The sequence below is a fragment of the Limnohabitans sp. genome, from assembly GCF_023910625.1.
Taxonomy (GTDB): Bacteria; Pseudomonadota; Gammaproteobacteria; order Burkholderiales; family Burkholderiaceae_C; genus Limnohabitans_A.
The window spans coordinates 1,178,912-1,194,363 of sequence record NZ_JAAVVW010000003.1; the positions used below are offsets into that span (position 1 = coordinate 1,178,912).

The window sequence follows — 15,452 nt, forward strand, 5'->3', positions numbered from 1 at the left end:
TTGCACACGAACGACTCTTGCCCTGCTGATGACAAAGATGCGCCAGCACCTGAACAGACATATACCCTCCAGGACGGATTGCTCGACCGTTTCAGGGCGCAATGCGCAGCGGGACAAGATTTATGGGTGTTTGGCTATGCCTCTTTGCTCTGGCGTCCCGAATTTGAAGCACAAGAGCAGCACCTCAGCCAGGTCTGGGGCTGGCATCGGGCCTTGAAGATGTGGAGCCGCCTGAACCGTGGTAGCCCTGAATGCCCCGGTCTGGTCTTTGCCCTGGTGCGTGGTGGCAGCTGCCGGGGAGTGGTTTACCGTGTCGCGCCCGAACTCGCCGATGAGGTGCTGACCCGGCTGTGGGCGCGCGAAATGCCCCTGGACGCGTACACCCCGAGCTGGCTGAGCTGCGCCACACCCAAGGGCCCGGTCAAGGCGCTGGCCTTCACCTTGCCCGGCAGCAGCCCCAGCTTCACCGGGCAGTTATCACCCGAAACTTACCGGCAAATCTTCCGGCATGCGCAAGGCCGCTTTGGCACCACACTCGACTACGCACGACAAACCTACACCAGCTTGCTCGCCCACGGCATCGAAGACCGGACTTTGGCCGAGGTGTTGCGCCATGCCGAATGAGACGACCCAGCGCCGGGTGGCCTCATCTGATCACGCCTCCAACAGTGCACGACAGACGCCTATACTTGTTGCCATGAATATCGCCGACCTGCGAAAGAGCTACGAAAAAGCCGAGCTCAACGAAACCGCCTCGCATGCTGACCCACTCCAGCAATTTGAGCAATGGCTCAATGAAGCCATCTCTGCCGAAGTGCCAGAGCCCAACGCCATGACGCTGGCCACCGTGTCCAGCAACCTGCGCCCCAGCACGCGGGTGGTGCTGATCAAAGGTCTGGACGCGCGCGGCATCGTCTGGTACACCAACTACGACAGCCAGAAAGGCCAGGAGTTGGCAGGCAACCCCTTTGCCGCCCTGCAGTTTCATTGGGTTGAGCTCGAACGCGTGGTACGCATCGAAGGCCGGGTCGAGAAGGTCAGCGCCGAAGAAAGCGACGCCTACTTTCACAGCCGCCCGCTCGATTCGCGCATTGGTGCCTGGGCTTCGCCACAAAGTCAGGTGATTGAGGGCCGCTCGGTGCTGGTGACCCATGCTGCCAAATATGCGGCGCAATTCATGCTCAACCCGCCTCGCCCGCCGCACTGGGGCGGCTACCGCCTGGTGCCCGACCAATGGCAGTTCTGGCAAGGCCGCAAAAGCCGCCTGCATGACCGGCTGCGTTACACCCGCAACGGCAGTCAATGGCTGCGCGAGCGCTTGGCGCCCTGAGCAACAAGTTACCGAGCATAGCCCGGGTTGAATCAGTGAACGTGCTTCATGCCGCAGTACTTGCCCACCGCCAAGCCTCTGCAAGCTGTTTGCAATTCCTTGGTGCACTGTGCTGGCTTCTTACCAGACTCCAGGCATCGCGCGGCAGCTTCATGGGCCTCTGCCATGGCCCGGTGACGCGCAATGTCTTCCTGGATTTGTTTGGCACCGTGTTGTGCCAGTGCGGCCCCGCTCAAACTCAAGGCCATGATGAATAAAGCAATGCGACGCATATTGTTCCTGACTCCTTCTGAACACATGGGGTGAACCTGGAGGATGCCACAACGGGGCATCAAGGTCTCATCAACCGAGCGAATGTTTTCTTGAATTTGGCCACCTTGGGCGCGGCCACCGCCATGCAGTAGCCCTGGTAAGGGTTGCGCTCAAAAAAGTCTTGGTGGTATTCCTCGGCCGCGCTGTAGTTGGCGAGCGCCAGCACCTCGGTCACGATAGGCTGACCAAAAGCACGGGCAACCGTCAACTCGGCGATCATCTCCCGCGCCTCTTCGGCCTGCTCGGGCGTGGTGAAGTAGATGCCGCTGCGGTATTGCGTGCCCGCGTCGTTGCCCTGGCGGTTCAGCGTGGTCGGGTCGTGGATGACAAAGAAGATTTCCAGCAACTCGCGGGTGCTGACCTGCGCGGGGTCGTATTCAAGCTTGACCACCTCGTTGTGCCCGGTGCGCCCGGTGCACACCTGCTCGTAAGTGGGCGAGACAGTCTGGCCGTTGCAGTAACCCGACTCCACATCGGTCACACCGCGTACCTTGACATACACCGCCTCGGTGCACCAAAAGCAGCCGCCGCCTAAGATCAGGGTTTGGGTCATGTGGGTTCCTTTTAAAACAAGCATTGAATTATCCGTGGGGAACCAGCCCGCTCTGCACCGCTTGCACAAAGTCCCCCAGCGCCGTCTGGTCTCGGTCGGTGCGCCACAGGCAGCGCGTGTCGTAGCGCACATCCACATCACGCAGCGGCACGAACACCGCCCCTGCCAGTGCCGACTGCTGCAAGGCGTGCGGCACCAGGGCCACGCCCAGGCCTTGGGAGACCAAAGACACCACGCTCAGCCAATGGCGCAACTCGTGCACCACAGGCGGCATCCAGCCAGCCTGCTCGCACAGCATCAGGATGCGCTCGTGGTAATCGGGCGACACCGTGCGGGACACCACCACCAGATCTTGCCCGGCCAGCTCATCCAGGCCGATGCTGGCCGCCCCCGCCAACGGGTGGTTCAGTGGCAAACACGCCACCAAGGGTTGGCTGGCCACCAAAATTTGCTCGAAACCTTGCGGCACGCGGGGCGTGTGCACAAAGCCCACATCCAGGCGCTCGCGCAGCAAGTCTGACAACTGCTCGGACGAGCTCAGCTCGCGCAGCACCAAACGCAAACGCGGGTGGCTGACTTGAAAGCGGCTGAGGATTTGCGGCAGGCCGCAATACAACATGGTCCCGGCAAAACCGATGTGCAGCTGGCCCGATTGACCCTCGGCCACATCGCGCGCCTCTCGTGCTGCGGCGCTGGCCTGCGCCAGCAAGGCACGGGCAGCGGGCACAAACGCCGACCCCGCCGCCGTGAGCTGCACACCCCGGCTGTTGCGGGTGAACAGCTGCGCCCCCACCGAGGCTTCGAGCTGCTGAATGTTCAGGCTGAGCGGCGGCTGCGAGATGGACAGGCGCTGGGCCGCCCGGCCAAAGTGCAGCTCTTCGGCCAGCATGAGGAAATAGCGCAGGTGACGAAATTCCATGAATTAAAATAATGTATTGATGAATAGGGAATCAATATTAGACAACTATTCATCTCAGCCTGACAATCGGCTTCTGGATTTTTTTCACGGAGACACCCACCATGGCCGCCACCAAAAACACCTTCAACTGGGAAGACCCCTTTCAGCTCAGCGCTCAACTCACCGCTGACGAGCGTCAGGTGCAAGAAGCCGCCCGCGCCTATTGCCAAGATCGCCTGCTGCCCCGCGTGACCGATGCCTTTTTGAATGAAACCACCGACGTGGCCATCTTCCGCGAGATGGGCGAGCTGGGCCTTTTGGGTGCCACCATCCCCGAGCAGTACGGCGGCGCGGGCCTGAACTACGTCTGCTACGGCCTGGTGGCACGCGAAGTCGAGCGTGTGGACTCGGGTTACCGCTCGATGATGAGCGTGCAGTCGTCTTTGGTGATGTTGCCCATCCATGACTTTGGCTCTGAAGCGCAAAAACAAAAATACCTGCCCAAGCTGGCCCGTGGCGAGTGGATCGGCTGCTTTGGCTTGACCGAACCCAACCATGGCTCCGACCCCGGCAGCATGATCACCCGTGCCAAGAAGGTGCCCGGCGGCTACAGCCTGTCCGGTGCCAAGATGTGGATCACCAACAGCCCGATCGCCGATGTGTTCGTCGTCTGGGCCAAGGACGACGGCGGCCAGATCCGCGGCTTCATTTTGGAAAAGGGCTGGAAAGGCCTGAGCGCCCCGGCCGTGCACGGCAAGGTCGGCCTGCGTGCTTCGATCACCGGCGAGATCGTCATGGACGAAGTGTTTTGCCCTGAGGAAAACGCCTTCCCCGAAGTGCGCGGCTTGAAAGGCCCGTTCACTTGCCTGAACAGCGCCCGCTACGGCATCGCCTGGGGCGCTCTGGGCGCTGCCGAAGACTGTTACACCCGCGCCCGCCAGTACGTGATGGACCGCCAACAGTTTGGCCGCCCCTTGGCCGCCAACCAGCTGATCCAGAAGAAGCTGGCCGACATGCTGACCGAAATCAGTTTGGGCCTGCAAGGCTGCCTGCGCCTGGGCCGCATGAAGGACGAAGGCATCGCCTCGGTGGACCTGACCTCCATCCTCAAGCGCAACAGCTGCGGCAAGGCCCTGGACATCGCCCGCATGGCGCGCGACATGATGGGCGGCAACGGCATCAGCGCCGAATACGGCGTGGCCCGCCACCTGGTGAACCTGGAAGTGGTCAACACCTATGAAGGCACACACGATGTGCACGCCCTGATTTTGGGCCGCGCGATCACCGGGATTCCTGCTTTCTCAAACTGAGGCTTGGCTTTCAACAAGCAAAAGGCTGCGCATGGGCAGCCTTTTTTTTGTTGCGGGCCCAAAGTGCGCTTGCGCCTTGACGAAGACGCGCACAAACCGTACATTACTAACCACTCAGTCATTAAATCACCCGTGAGCAACGCCAACCCCCACGCCCCCCACAAACGCGAACGACGCAAACAAGACCGCCCGGGCGAATTGCTTGAAGCAGCGCTGGACTTGTTTGTGGAAAAAGGCTTTGCCGCCACCCGTGTCGAAGAGGTCGCCTTGCGGGCTGGCGTGTCGAAAGGGACTTTGTTTTTGTACTTTCCCAGCAAGGAAGAACTGTTCAAGGCCGTGGTCCGCGAGAACGTGGTCGCCCCCGTGGCCCAAGGCGCGGCCGAGGTGGCACAGTTTCAAGGCAGCGCCAGCGAATTGATCGAGTGGATGATGCTGCAGTGGTGGCGGCGCTACGGCGCGACCAAGGCCTCGGGCATTTCTAAACTGGTGATGAGCGAGGCCAACAACTTTCCGGACCTGGCTGATTTTTTTCGCACCGAAGTCATCACGCCCGCCCACGCTTTGGTGCGCAGCGCCCTGCAGCGTGGCATTGACCGGGGTGAGTTCCGCGCCGTCCATGTAGAACTGGCACTGCACTCGGTCATGTCCCCTTTGCTGTTTTTGGTCATGTGGAAGCACTCCATGGGGCCGTGCTACCCCAGCCATGAGCAAATTGACCCGGAAGCCTTCATTTCACAGCATGCACAATTGTTGGCCCGAGGCCTTTCAAAACCCTGATCCTCACCGGATCACACCCGTCTCACCATGAAAAAATCAACCCGCTGGATCCTCTCGACCGTGGCTGTGGCCGCACTCGTTGCAGGCGGTGCCCGCTGGGCCAGCCAGCGCCAAACCGCCACCGCCCCGACAGCGCCCACAGCCGCCGCGGTGCCCAGCATCGAGCTGGCCGCCTCCGACGTGTTCACAGCCCAGACCCAAACCCTGAGCTTGGGCATCGCCGTATCAGGCGCCCTCAAGGCCACCCAAAGCGCCGTGGTCAAGGCCCGTGTGGCCGGTGAGCTGCAAGAACTGAGCGTGCGCGAAGGTGACCGGGTGCAAGCTGGCCAGGTGATCGCCCGTATCGAACCGAACGAGTACCAAGCGCGTGTGCGCCAGGCGCAGCAGCAAGCCGATTCGGCCAAAGCCCAAGTGGACATTGCCCAGCGCCAGTTTGACAACAACCAGGCCCTGGTGAACCAAGGCTTCATTTCGCAAACCGCCCTGCTCAACTCCCAGGCCAGCCTGAACGGGGCCAAGGCCACGCACGCAGCGGCACTGGCGGCGCTGGACTTGGCCGACAAGTCACTGGCCGACGCCACGTTGCGCTCGCCCCTGACGGGTGTGGTGGCGCAGCGCCTGGTCCAACCTGGCGAGCGCGTGGCCATCGAGGCCCGGCTGGTCGAGGTGATCAACCTCTCGCAACTGGAGATGGAAGCCGCCTTGACAGCCGAAGACGCCAGCCGCGTGCGGGTGGGCATGACAGCGCAGTTGCAGGTGGAAGGCGTGGCCCAGCCGGTGTCGGCCAAAGTCTTGCGCATCAACCCCAGCGCCCAAACGGGCAGCCGCAGCGTCGTGGTTTACTTGGGCATCCAAGGCCGTGAAGGCTTGCGCCAAGGCTTGTTTGCACAGGGCAGCTTGGGCACGCAAAGCCTGCAAGTGCTGGCCGTGCCCGTGAGCAGCGTGCGCACCGACAAACCGCAGCCCTATGTGCAGGTGGTGCAGGAAGGCAAGGTCGCGCACATCACGGTACGGACCGGCGAGCGCAGCGAAGGTGAGCGACAAAACCTGGTGGCCGTGGCCGGCGTGTCCGAAGGCCAGCAAGTGTTGTCGGGCAGCGTGGGGGCCTTGCGCGAGGGGGTTCAAGTCCGCTTCACGGCTGCGGCCAAGCCAGATTTGACCCCGGCTGCAGCGCAGGCCACAGCCGCCAGCGCAGCGAAATAACAGGGTTGACAGCATGTGGTTCACCCGCGTCAGTTTGCAAAACCCAGTGTTTGCAACCATGGTCATGTTGGCCCTGGTGGTGATGGGCATCTTTTCGTTCCAGCGCCTCAAAGTCGATCAATTCCCCAACATCGACTTTCCGGTGGTGGTCATCAGCACCGAATACCCCGGGGCCTCGCCAGAGATTGTGGAGAGCGAAGTCTCCAAAAAGATCGAAGAAGGCGTCAACTCGATCGCCGGCATCAGCACCCTGACCTCGCGCAGTTACGAAAACCAGTCGGTGGTGATCATGGAGTTCCAGCTGCAAATCGACGGCCGCAAAGCGGCGGAAGATGTGCGCGAAAAAGTCGCCTCGCTGCGCCCCCTGCTGCGCACCGAGGTCAAAGAACCCCGGGTGCTGCGTTTTGATCCCTCGAGCCGCGCCGTATGGTCGCTGGCCGTCATACCGGAGGGTGACAAACTCAGCGCAGTGGAGTTGACCAATTGGTCCGAGCAAGTGCTCAAAAAGCGTCTGGAAAACGTGCGTGGTGTGGGCTCGGTCACCTTGGTGGGCGGCAGCAAACGCGAAATCAACCTGTATTTGAACCCGGCCAACATGGAGGCCTTGGGCGTGACCGCCGAGCAGGTGGTGGCCGCTGTGCGCAACGAGAACCAGGACTTGCCCGTGGGCGCGATCCGCTCGCTGGAGCAAGAGCGCATGGTGCAGATCAGCTCGCGCATGGAGCGGCCCGAGGACTTTGGCCGCATCATCGTAGCCCGCAAAAACGGCACCCCCATACGCTTGTCGCAAGTGGCCACGGTGAAAGACGGCGCACAAGAGCTGGAAAACCTGGCGCTCTACAACGGCCAGCGCACGCTCTTGATGTCGGTGCAAAAGTCGCAAGATGAAAACACCATCCAGGTGGTCGATGGCTTGGTCAAGGCCGTGGCCGAGTTGAAAGGCCAGCTGCCGCCGGGCCTGCGGCTTGAACCCATCACCGACAACTCGCGGCCCATCCGCGTGTCGGTGAACAACGTGCGCCAGACCCTGATCGAGGGGGCCATCCTCACGGTGCTGATCGTGTTTTTATTCCTCAACTCCTGGCGCTCGACGGTCATCACGGGGCTGACGCTGCCGATCTCGCTGATCGGCACTTTCATGTTCATGCAGATGTTCGGCTTCACCATCAACATGATCACGCTGATGGCGCTCAGCCTGTGCGTGGGCCTGCTGATCGACGACGCCATCGTGGTGCGCGAAAACATTGTGCGCCATGTGCAAATGGGCAAGAACGCCTACAAGGCCTCTTTGGAGGGCACCCAAGAAATTGGCCTGGCCGTGCTGGCCACCACCTTGTCCATCGTGGCGGTGTTCTTGCCGATCGGTTTCATGGAAGGCATCATCGGCAAGTTCTTCCACGAGTTCGGCATCACCATCGTGGCGGCCGTGATGATTTCGATGTTTGTGAGCTTCACGCTCGACCCCATGCTCTCGAGCATCTGGCACGACCCGGCCATCGACGCGCATGGCAAAAACCAAACGCCTGTCAACTGGTACGACAAAAGCATTGGCCGCGTGACCGGCTGGTTTGACCGAGGCACCGAACGCTTGGCCGATGGCTACCAGGGCATCTTGCGCTGGGCGCTGGTGCACAGAAAGTCCACCGTGTTTCTGGCGCTGGGTATTTTTGTAGCCAGCGTGTTCATGGTCCGTCTGCTGGGCACCGAGTTCGTGCCCAAAGCTGATTTTTCTGAAACCTCGGTCAAGTTCGAAACTCCGGTGGGCACTTCGCTCGAAGCCACCGAGGCCAAAACTCGCCAGGTCGAGGCCATCCTGCGTGACTTCCCGGAAGTGCGCTACACCGTCAGCACCATCAACACCGCCAATGCGCAGGGCAAGAACAACGTCAACCTGTACATCCGACTGGTGGACCGCAAAAACCGCAACCGCAACGCCGACCAGATGTCGGCCGTTCTGCGCGAACGCCTGAAACAAGTGCCCGGCATCGCGGTCACGCACGCCGGTTTGCTCGACGCGATTGGCGGCAACAAGCAAGTGGAGTTTTCGCTGCAAGGCCCCGACCAAAAAGAGCTGGAGCGCCTGGCGCTGCTGGCCTTGGCCAAGGTGCAGGGCATCCCCGGCTTGGTGGACCTGGACTCCAGCGTGAAACCCAACAAGCCCGTCATCGGCGTCGAGGTGCTGCGCGACGCGGCATCGGACCTGGGCCTGGGCACGGCGCAATTGGCGGGGCCTTTGCGCACTTTGGTGGCGGGGCAAACCGTGGGCAACTGGCGTGCCCCCGACGATCAGACCTACGACGTGAACGTGCGCCTGGCACCCGAGGCCCGCAACAGCCCGCAAGACCTGGAACGATTGCCCTTCATGGTGGCACCCGCTGCCGATGGCAGCCCACGCATCGTGCGCCTGGGCCAGGTGGCCAAGGTCAGCGAAACCACCGGCTCCAACCAGATCAACCGCCGCGACATGATGCGCGAAGTGGCCATCAACGCCAACGTGTTCGGACGCTCCGCGGGCGAGGTCTCGGCCGATGTACGCAAAGCCATGGACAGCCTGAACCTGCCGCCCGGCTACCGCTACAGCTTTGGTGGCTCGACCAAAAACATGGGCGAGTCTTTCAGCTACGCTTTGTCAGCCCTGGCCATGGCGGTGATCTTCATTTACATGATCTTGGCCAGCCAATTCAAAAGCTTCTTGCAGCCCTTGGCTTTGATGACCTCCTTGCCACTGACCTTGATTGGCGTGGTGCTGGCCTTGATGGCTTTTCGCTCGACCTTGTCGATGTTTTCCCTCATCGGCGTGATCATGCTCATGGGCCTGGTGACCAAAAACGCCATCTTGCTGGTGGACTTTGCCATCCGCGCCCGCGAGGACGGCCTAGAGCGCAGCGAAGCGCTGCTGCTGGCGGCCAAGGTGCGGCTGCGCCCCATCTTGATGACCACTTTGGCCATGATCTTTGGCATGGTGCCGCTGGCCTTTGCGCTGAGCGAAGGCGCCGAGCAACGCGCGCCCATGGGCCAGGCGGTGATTGGCGGGGTCATCACCTCCTCCTTGCTGACGCTGGTGGTGGTGCCGGTTGTGTACTGCTACATGGATGACCTGGCGCAATGGTTGCGCTCAAAAGCAGGCCTTGGCCAGCCCCGTCAGGGTCACGACACGCCCGCCGCTTAAAATCTATGGATATTTGATACAGTCCCCCGCAGGAGTAAATAAATGGATCTGAACCAGGCCCGCTTCAACATGATTGAGCAGCAAATCCGCCCCTGGGAAGTGCTGGACCCGCACGTGCTGGCGCTGCTGTCCACCGTTCGCCGCGAAGACTTTGTGCCCCTGGCGCACAAGGCTTTGGCTTTTGTGGACATGGACATCCCTCTGGGCTCAGCGCCCAACCAGGTCATGCTGGCTCCGCGCGTGCAGGCACGCCTGCTGCAAGACCTGGCCGTGCAACCCACCGACAAGGTGCTGGACATCGGCACCGGCTCGGGTTTCATGGCCGCGCTGTTGGGCCACCAAGCTGCCAGTGTGCTGAGCCTCGAAAGCGATGCAAGGCTGGCCGAACAAGCCCGGGTCAATCTGCAAAAATTCGGTGTACACAACGTCACAGTACGCCAGGCCGATGGCAGCCAGGGTGCACCAGCAGACGGCCCCTTTGACGTGATCTTGCTCAGCGGCTCGGTGGCCGATGTGCCTGCTGCCCTGTTGCAGCAACTGCGTGTGGGCGGCCGCTTGGTTGCCATGGTGGGCGATGAACCCATGATGCGTGTCAATTTGATCACACGCAACGGTGACAACAGCTGGACCACCACCGAACCCTGGGACTGCACCGCCCCCCGCCTGTCCGGCTTCGCCGAGCCCTCCCGCTTTCAATTTTGAGATGGCCATGCAACAGCTCTACCCCGCCCAAATCGCCGAATGGGCTAGCCAGCAAGCCCAACGCCCCGTCTTGCTCGATGTGCGTGAGGGTTGGGAAGTCCAGACTGCCAGCGCCCATCCGGAAGGTCTGGACTGGGTGCATATGCCGATGCAGTCGATACCGGCACGTCTGGACGAGCTCGACAAGTCACGTCCCATCGCTTGCCTTTGCCACCATGGTGGACGCAGCATGCAGGTGGCCAGCTTCTTGCAACAACACGGCTTTCAGGTCGTGAATGTGGCTGGCGGCATCCATGCTTGGTCGACACAAGTCGATCCCCTTATTCCCCTTTATTGAGCTGGTCGGTGAAGCCCGTATCGGGCTGACCGCCGAGCAACTGCTGCTCCAACTTTTGTCGAAAGGATTGCCATGAAACTGCACCCCCTGTCCCTGACTTTGGCCTTGATGGCCGCCCTCTCGGGCCCTGGCCATGCTCAGAGCTTGGCACAGCTTTACCTAGCGGCCCAAGGGCACGACGCCACGTACAAATCGGCTCGTTCGCAGTTCGATGCCAACCTGGCCCGTGCAGAGCAAGCCAAAGCGCTGCTTCGCCCCACGGCTAACTTGGGAGCGGGTTTGTCCAAGAGCGATGTGGATAACCTGTCCAACCCTTTGCTCAGCCGTCAAACCGATGCCCGCAACCTGACCTTCAGCGGCAGCCAACCCTTGTTTCGCCCTGGAAACAAAGCCAGCTACGAGCAAGGCATGAAACAAGTGGCGCTGGGTGAGGCCCAACTCAAGATCGCCGAACAAGACCTGATCGTGCGCTTGAGCCTGGCTTACTTTGACGTGTTGACAGCCCAAGAAAGCCTGAGCTTTGTGAAGGCTCAAAAATCGGCGGTGTCTGAACAACTGGCTGCAGCCAAACGTAATTTTGAGGTCGGCACCTCCACCATCACCGACACCCGCGAAGCCCAAGCCCGCTTTGATCTGGTGACCGCCCAAGAGATCGCCTCTGAAAACGATTTGCGTGTCAAACAAGGCATCTTGGACGACACCGTGGGACAACCCCAAGTCAAACCGCAACCCTTGCTGATAGCCGCCAATATCGACCGTTTGCAAACCGGCACAGTGCAGTCTTGGGTGGCGCAATCGAGCCAAGACAATGGCAACCTCACGGCGGCCCGCATCATCCTGGAAGTGGCACGCCTCGAAATAGACAGAGCCAAAGCTGCCGAAAAACCCACCTTGGACCTCAATGCCAGCTATGGCCTCTCCAGATTCCAAAACGGCACTCCAATCCAAGTGAACTCGAACACAGCCACGATCGGTTTGGCCTTCAACATGCCGCTGTACACCGGGCAAGCCAGCCAAAACCGGATCCGTGAAACGGTGGCCCTGGAAGAAAAAGCACGCAATGACCTGGAAGCCACGCAACGCAATGTGGCCCAGTCCACACGCACCGCGTTTTTCGGGGTGGAGTCCGGCCTGAGTCAAATCAAGGCCCTTCAAGCGGCCGAAGCCTCCAGCCAAAGCGCTTTGGATGCCAACAGGCTGGGTTACCAAGTGGGCGTGCGAATCAACATCGATGTGCTCAACAGCCAAAGCCAGCTGTTCCAAACCAAACGGGATCTGGCCAAAGCCCGTCACGATCTGCTGCTGGGTCAGCTGCGCTTGCGCCAAGCAGCTGGCGTGCTCAAAGCGGACGATCTGAAAAACCTGGATGCCTTGCTGCGCCCCTGAGGAGACAGTGGTCGGGCGGTGATCAGGCACAGATCTGGCACCGCCCAACGGCATTGACACTCAGAAAAATGCTGGACGGCCTAAGCTGCTCAAGCCGCGCAGACAGCACAGCGGCCATAAAAGGTCAGCTGATGCTCTTCCAGGACATAGCCTGGAGGCAGCAAATGGCCCAAATCACCTGGGCAGGCGTCGATGTCAAATACCTTTTGGCAAGTGCTGCAATGGAAATGGTGATGGTGTTGGTGTCGGTGTGACTCGTAACGGGTGGCCTCCCCGGGCAAAGACACGACATCCACCACGCCATCTTCGACCAAGCCTTTGAGATTTCTGTACACGGTCGCCAAGCTCAAGCTGGGGACGTTTTTTTGCGCCTCCAGCAGCAACTCCTGAGGCAACAAGGGCTGACCCACGGCGGCCAAGGCTCGCGCAATCGCGGTTCGTTGTCGGGTTGATCTTTCCATGGGTCTAAGGTTACTGCAAAAAAACCTTGTTTTGCTATTGATAATCCATTATCGCAAAGGCACTTTCCATTTGCCAAACGATCCACCATGCCATTGCAAACCCCAACACTGTTTTCTCATGCCCTGCAGCTTGCGTTATGTGCGGTCTCAGGCCATTCGTGGGACCAGCCCGCGCCTCAAGCCGGGCGCTGGCAAGCCGGTGTGGTGCTGGATGCCGCCAGCACCTCCAGAAAACTGGGGCTGGGTGCGCGCGATCAGGGTGCAAGTCTGGGCCACAGTGATGTCCTCCTGCGTGGTGTCTTGAATGAGCATCTGAGTGGTGAAGCGATCCTGGGCTTTCACAGCGCTGAGCGCAAACTGGAACACCACATCGAGAACGCCTGGTTCCAGACAAGGGCAACCCCCATGTCCATGCCGATCCCCAGCGCATGCTGCTGGTGGCCAGGGCTTTGGCCTCCAGATTCGCAGCCCTTGCCCCGCTGGAAAAAAACAGAATTGAGCACAATCTGAAAGCGTTCGAATCCACGATGACCGGCAAAATCCAGGCTTGGGAACAATTGGCCAGACCCCTGAAAGGGCGCACAGTGATCACGCAACATGCGAGTTTTGGCTACCTCTGGCTTTGGCTGGGGATCACGCCTGTGGCCGACCTGGAACCCAAGCCCGGAATTCCGCCCACACCAGCGCACTTGGCCAAGACACTGCAACTGGGCCAAAGCAAGCGCCCCATGGCCATCGTCATCGCGCAGCATCAAGACCCCAAACCTGCCAAATGGCTCAGTGGCCAAATGAGCAACTCGCCAGCCTTGTTGATCTTGCCAGCCACCGTCACCGATGTACAAGCCGACGCCTGGTTCCGCTGGTTTGATCTGCTGATCAGCCGTTTGGTGCAGGCGGCCCCCTGATGCTGGACTGGCTAGCCCTGCCGATGGTGGCCTTGCTCGCGGGTTTGCTGGCACTGACGCCGTTGGGCTGCCAAGTGCTGCGCCGGGGCGTGGTCTTCATTGACTTGGCAGTGGCTCAAGCCGCCACCGCGGCGGTCATCTGGATCCATTGGGTGGTCGAGCTCGAGTCCTTTTGGTGGGACCAGTTGGCCGCCAGCGCCGGAGCGCTGGGGGTGAGTCTGGCCATCGCAGGCATGACACGGCGTTGGCCGAGCCAACGCGAAGCGCTGATCGGCCTGCTGTATGTGGCAACGGCTTGCAGCGCCATCCTGGGTGCCAGTTCACACCCCCACGGCAAAGAAAAACTGATCCAACTGTTGGCTGCCGATGTGCTGTGGGTCAACACCAGCAGCGTGCTGGCCTTGGTGCTGTGTGCGGCGGTCATCACACTGCTGCGTCAAACCCGAAGTTTTGAGCAGGACACCGTCTTTTATGTGTCGTTTGCCTTGGCCACCAGCTTGGCTGTGCCGGCAATGGGTTTGTTTCTGGTGTTCGGCTGTCTGATCGCGCCCGCCTTGTGGATCGAGCGAGGCCATGGCCATTGGACCGTCTGTCTCAGTGCCTGGGCAGTCGCCTTGGTGGGGCTGCTTTTGTCCTGGCTCATGGACACCCCCAGCGGTCCCTCCATCGGGCTGACCCTCACGCTGTGGGGCATGGCCAGCTTGTTTTTGCCACAGAAAGTCCACCTGCCCTGACCCAACGTGCATGGTACGGAGCGCACTATTTCCTCAAAGCCGAGGCAAGCGCCTGGGCATGACGTTCGGCAGCGCCTGTGCTTTGCGCCACCATCTGCCGGCCCTGTGCTTGTGCTTCAGCCAATTCGCCAGGCTGCCTCAGCCACGCCAACACTTGGTCCAAGGCACCTTCCATGTCGTGGACACGGCGGGCAGCGCCAATCGACTCGGCCAGCTCTGCGGCTTGTGCAAAATTGAACGTGTGAGGACCCATGACCACCGGACAACCGAATGCGGCAGCTTCGATGAGGTTCTGCCCCCCCAGGGGCTCGAAACTGCCCCCCAGCAAAGCCATGTCTGAGGCCTGAAAATACACCGGCATCTCCCCCACACTGTCGCCCAGCAAAACCTGCGCCTGCACTGCTTCGGCGGGCCAACTCAATGCGTTTGAGGGCAGCGCGCTGCGCCTGTAAACCGAGAGTCCCCGTGACTGCAACAATTGATGGACTTCGTCAAAGCGCTGAGGATGCCTGGGGACCAACAACCACAGCACCCCCGCATCCGTCAGGGCCTGAAGCCGAGCTTTGTGAGCCAGCAAAGCGTCCAACCAAAGAAGCTCCTCACCCTCCCGGCTGCTGGCCAGCATGACGACCGGAGGAGCGCGATCACCCACGGTCCAGCCCCGCCGCCAACGCTGTGCCAGCGCTTGGGCCTCTGGCTGGTCTTGCACATCAAATTTGAGGTTGCCCAACACAGCCTCGACCCGGGCACCCAGAGCCTTCAACCGCTGGGCATCGGGGTCCGATTGGGCCCACACAGCGCGCAAACCACGGTAAGCAGGCCCGGACAACCAGGACCAACGCAGCGCCGAGCGCCAGGACTTGTCGTTCAATCGCGCATTGGCCAAAAACAGGGGCACATCGGCGTCTTGGCAGGCTTGCACCATGGCTGGCCAGACCTCGGTTTCCATGAGTACGCCGCATCTCGGTTGATGGTGCGTCAAAAACCGCCGCGTGGCCGCAGGTGTGTCCCAAGGAAACCAGGCTTGCAAGTCGCCTGAGCGCATCACAGCCTGGCCCTGGACCCAGCCCGTCGCGGTGCTGTGGGTCAGCAGCAAGCGCATGTCTGGCCACTGTTGCCGCAGCGCATCGATCAACAGCCCTGCGGCCCGGGTCTCCCCCAAGGACACGGCATGCACCCAGACAGCCCCGGGTAACAAAGGGGGGGTGTCATACATGCCCAAACGCTCCGGTAGGCGGTACAAATAAACGGGCTCCTGTTGCCCTCGGCGTCGGATTTTGCGCAAAAGCAAAGGTTGCAAACAACGCATCAACCCGCCATAGACCCACAGGGCACTTCGCTCCAATCCCCGCTTGAGTTTCTGGGCCACCATGGC

The 15,452-nt window shown here is 61.0% G+C and carries 17 protein-coding genes; 12 read left to right on the forward strand and 5 right to left on the reverse strand.

Annotated features, from left to right (window positions below; all coding sequences use genetic code 11):
- Window positions 1-624 (forward strand): gamma-glutamylcyclotransferase, encoded by a 624-nt coding sequence (locus tag HEQ17_RS08815; protein ID WP_366938035.1) that lies wholly within the window; start codon window positions 1-3, stop codon window positions 622-624.
- A gap of 73 nt (window positions 625-697) precedes the next feature.
- Window positions 698-1,330, forward strand: coding sequence for a pyridoxamine 5'-phosphate oxidase (pdxH, locus tag HEQ17_RS08820; protein ID WP_296292401.1), 633 nt, complete (start codon window positions 698-700; stop codon window positions 1,328-1,330).
- Window positions 1,331-1,362: 32 nt separating this feature from the next.
- On the opposite strand, the gene HEQ17_RS08825 is transcribed toward pdxH, so the two are convergent.
- Genes HEQ17_RS08825 through HEQ17_RS08835 form a run of 3 tightly spaced genes read right to left on the reverse strand, consistent with a single transcriptional unit; the run spans window position 1,363 to window position 3,114 of the window.
- Window positions 1,363-1,602, reverse strand: a complete 240-nt coding sequence (locus tag HEQ17_RS08825) for a hypothetical protein (RefSeq protein WP_296292402.1) — start codon at window positions 1,600-1,602, stop codon at window positions 1,363-1,365.
- Window positions 1,603-1,661: 59 nt separating this feature from the next.
- Window positions 1,662-2,195: a peptide-methionine (S)-S-oxide reductase MsrA gene (gene msrA / locus HEQ17_RS08830; protein WP_296292403.1), complete on the reverse strand. Its 534-nt coding sequence runs from the start codon at window positions 2,193-2,195 to the stop codon at window positions 1,662-1,664.
- Between the two features lie 28 nt (window positions 2,196-2,223).
- The gene (locus HEQ17_RS08835) at window positions 2,224-3,114 is read right to left on the reverse strand and encodes a LysR family transcriptional regulator (RefSeq protein ID WP_296292404.1); all 891 of its coding nucleotides are present in this window, start codon (window positions 3,112-3,114) and stop codon (window positions 2,224-2,226) included.
- Window positions 3,115-3,215: 101 nt separating this feature from the next.
- Between HEQ17_RS08835 and HEQ17_RS08840 the strand changes: the two genes are divergently transcribed.
- The 7 genes from HEQ17_RS08840 (at window position 3,216) to HEQ17_RS08870 (ending at window position 11,977) form a co-directional block, all read left to right on the forward strand.
- Window positions 3,216-4,403 carry an acyl-CoA dehydrogenase gene (locus tag HEQ17_RS08840; RefSeq protein ID WP_296292405.1) on the forward strand — a complete coding sequence of 396 codons (1,188 nt, stop codon included), beginning with the start codon at window positions 3,216-3,218 and terminating at the stop codon, window positions 4,401-4,403.
- A gap of 132 nt (window positions 4,404-4,535) precedes the next feature.
- Complete coding sequence (locus HEQ17_RS08845) at window positions 4,536-5,180, forward strand: TetR/AcrR family transcriptional regulator (protein WP_296292406.1); 645 nt, start codon at window positions 4,536-4,538, stop codon at window positions 5,178-5,180.
- Between the two features lie 27 nt (window positions 5,181-5,207).
- Complete coding sequence (locus HEQ17_RS08850; RefSeq protein WP_296292407.1) at window positions 5,208-6,383, forward strand: efflux RND transporter periplasmic adaptor subunit; 1,176 nt, start codon at window positions 5,208-5,210, stop codon at window positions 6,381-6,383.
- A gap of 13 nt (window positions 6,384-6,396) precedes the next feature.
- Window positions 6,397-9,552 (forward strand): efflux RND transporter permease subunit, encoded by a 3,156-nt coding sequence (locus HEQ17_RS08855; RefSeq protein WP_296292408.1) that lies wholly within the window; start codon window positions 6,397-6,399, stop codon window positions 9,550-9,552.
- Between the two features lie 42 nt (window positions 9,553-9,594).
- Window positions 9,595-10,254, forward strand: a complete 660-nt coding sequence (locus HEQ17_RS08860) for a protein-L-isoaspartate O-methyltransferase (protein WP_296292409.1) — start codon at window positions 9,595-9,597, stop codon at window positions 10,252-10,254.
- Between the two features lie 7 nt (window positions 10,255-10,261).
- A complete protein-coding gene (locus HEQ17_RS08865) occupies window positions 10,262-10,591 on the forward strand; it encodes a rhodanese-like domain-containing protein (protein WP_296292410.1) in 330 nt (109 codons plus the stop codon).
- Between the two features lie 72 nt (window positions 10,592-10,663).
- A complete protein-coding gene (locus HEQ17_RS08870; RefSeq protein ID WP_296292411.1) occupies window positions 10,664-11,977 on the forward strand; it encodes a TolC family outer membrane protein in 1,314 nt (437 codons plus the stop codon).
- Between the two features lie 89 nt (window positions 11,978-12,066).
- Here HEQ17_RS08870 and HEQ17_RS08875 read toward each other — a convergent pair whose 3' ends face one another.
- Window positions 12,067-12,438 (reverse strand): transcriptional repressor, encoded by a 372-nt coding sequence (locus tag HEQ17_RS08875; protein WP_296292412.1) that lies wholly within the window; start codon window positions 12,436-12,438, stop codon window positions 12,067-12,069.
- 87 nt (window positions 12,439-12,525) lie between these two features.
- On the opposite strand from HEQ17_RS08875, the gene HEQ17_RS08880 reads away from it, so the two are divergent.
- The 3 genes from HEQ17_RS08880 to HEQ17_RS08890 are packed head-to-tail and all read left to right on the forward strand — an operon-like array spanning window position 12,526 to window position 14,077.
- Window positions 12,526-12,948, forward strand: coding sequence for a hypothetical protein (locus HEQ17_RS08880; protein WP_296293780.1), 423 nt, complete (start codon window positions 12,526-12,528; stop codon window positions 12,946-12,948).
- Window positions 12,867-13,343, forward strand: a complete 477-nt coding sequence (locus tag HEQ17_RS08885) for a zinc ABC transporter substrate-binding protein (RefSeq protein WP_296292413.1) — start codon at window positions 12,867-12,869, stop codon at window positions 13,341-13,343. Before HEQ17_RS08880 ends, HEQ17_RS08885 begins: the two co-directional genes overlap by 82 nt.
- Complete coding sequence (locus HEQ17_RS08890) at window positions 13,343-14,077, forward strand: metal ABC transporter permease (protein ID WP_296292414.1); 735 nt, start codon at window positions 13,343-13,345, stop codon at window positions 14,075-14,077. The genes HEQ17_RS08885 and HEQ17_RS08890 overlap by 1 nt, the downstream gene beginning before the upstream one ends.
- A 25-nt stretch (window positions 14,078-14,102) precedes the next feature.
- Here the strand turns inward: HEQ17_RS08890 and HEQ17_RS08895 are convergent, their stop codons facing one another.
- A complete protein-coding gene (locus tag HEQ17_RS08895; RefSeq protein ID WP_296292415.1) occupies window positions 14,103-15,449 on the reverse strand; it encodes a 3-deoxy-D-manno-octulosonic acid transferase in 1,347 nt (448 codons plus the stop codon).
- Window positions 15,450-15,452: the final 3 nt, after the last annotated feature.